General features: G+C 64.5%; 1 protein-coding gene. It reads right to left on the reverse strand.

Features of this window, described 5'->3' with window-relative positions; translation table 11 throughout:
* Positions 1–256: 256 nt before the first annotated feature.
* Positions 257–1,935 (reverse strand): PAS domain-containing sensor histidine kinase (locus EOA28_RS34280; RefSeq protein ID WP_128315771.1); only part of this gene is annotated, 1,679 nt, incomplete at its 5' end.

Below are 1,935 nucleotides of genomic sequence, written 5' to 3' on the forward strand. Positions count from 1 at the left end.
CTATAGACGGGCATCGAAAGGCGCCGAGGCGAGCCCGGCGTCGGCAGCCGTAAACGATCTAAACCCTACTGGCTCAGTTTAGCGGCCCGACAGTTCGTTGGGGTGGGTTCGACCAACCGCCGGGCCTGACCGGCGCGGGGGCAAGCCGGCTGAGCCAATCGTAATATTAGCAATTCTGCAATAAAACCCGAAGTCGACGTTTTCCCCTGTTTTGGGCAGCACAGCGGGCGCTGGTCCGCTGGTGAACCGCTCTGACCTAAGCCGCGACCTTCACCGCGGCCGGCGCCTTCTTCAGCGGGATGCGCACCGACACGATGGTGCCGACGCCTTCGGTCGAGCGGATCTTCAGCGCGCCGCCCTGCAGCTCGGCCAGCGAGCGCGAGATGGCGAGGCCAAGGCCTGAGCCGGTGTGGTTCTTGGAGAACTGGTTCTGCACCTGCTCGAACGGCCGCCCGAGCTTGCTCAGCGCATGCTTGGGGATGCCGCAGCCATTATCCTCTATGGTGAGCAGTAGCGCTCCCGACGTGTTGCGTGCCCGGACCGTGATCTTGCCGCCCTGGCCGGTGAACTTCACTGCATTGGAGAGCAGGTTGATGGCGATCTGCTTGATCGCGCGGCGGTCGGCGTAGACCCGCATCGCATCGGCGATGCGCGTCTCGACATTGATCGACTTTTCCGCCGCCTGCAGCGAGATCACCCGCACCGTCTCCTTGATCAGCGGGCAGAGGTCGATCTCCTCGCGGTCGAGCGAGAACTGGCCGGCCTCGATCTTCGACATGTCGAGGATATCGTTGATGACGCCGAGCAGGTATTTGCCGCTGCCGTTGATGTCGGTCGCGTACTCTTCGTAGCGCTCCGAGCCGAGCGGCCCGAACAGGCCCTGCTGCATCAGCTCGGAGAAGCCGATGATGGCGTTGAGCGGCGTGCGCAGCTCATGCGACATGTTGGCGAGGAATTCCGACTTGGCGCGATTGGCCGCCTCGGCGCGCTCGGTCTCCTTCATATATTTGCGGTTGAGCTCGACCAACTCGCTGGAGCGTTCCTCCTCGGCGCGGCGGGCGAGGCTGAGATCGTGGATCGTCGCCATCAGCCGGCGCTCGCTGTCGACCAGCTTCTCCTGATGCAGCTTGATCTGGGTGATGTCGGAGCCGACCGAGACGATGCCGCCGTCGCGGGTCCTGAGCTCGTTGACCTGCAGCCAGCGGCCGTCGGCAAGCTGGCGCTCCAGGGTGACGCCGCCATGCGGACCGTTGGCGTTGGCGAGCCTGCGCTCGGAGGCGAAGGCCAGCATCCGCTCCTCCAGCGCGTCGCGACCGACGCCCGGTACGACATCGCGGTCCGAGAGCCCATTGTCCTTCTGGAACTTTGAGTTGCACATGATCAGCCGCTCGGAGGCATCCCACAGCACGAAGGATTCGTTGATGTTCTCGATCGCGGTCCTCAGCCGCATGTCGGCCGCTTCCGAACGCAGCGCCAGATGCCGCTGCTCGGTGACGTCGACGGCGATGCCGATCAACTGGATTTCCGGCGCCTCCGGGTCGATCACCTGCGCGCGGGCCCGCATCCACACCCATTGCCCGTCGGCGTGGCGCATGCGGAAGACCTGGTCGATATGATCGATCTCGCGTTCGACGATGCGGTTAGCGAGCTCGAAGAGGTCGCCGTCGTCCGGGTGGATAATCTCGTCGACCTCGCCGAAGGACAGCATCGTATCGCAGGGTTCATAGCCCAGCATGTCGTACATCGAGCGCGACCAGTACATCTTGCCGCGCACCATGTCCCAGTCCCACAGCCCGCAGCGGCCGCGCACCAGCGCCATGTCGATGCGCTGATGCGCCTCGAGATAGATGCGGTCCGCTGCCTGGGCGCGCGCCGCCTGGCCGAAATAGGCATAGAGGATGACGATCAGCACGCCCGCGGTCAGCACGAACAGGG

It is taken from the genome of Mesorhizobium sp. M2A.F.Ca.ET.067.02.1.1, from assembly GCF_004023285.1.
Classification (GTDB): Bacteria; Pseudomonadota; Alphaproteobacteria; order Rhizobiales; family Rhizobiaceae; genus Mesorhizobium.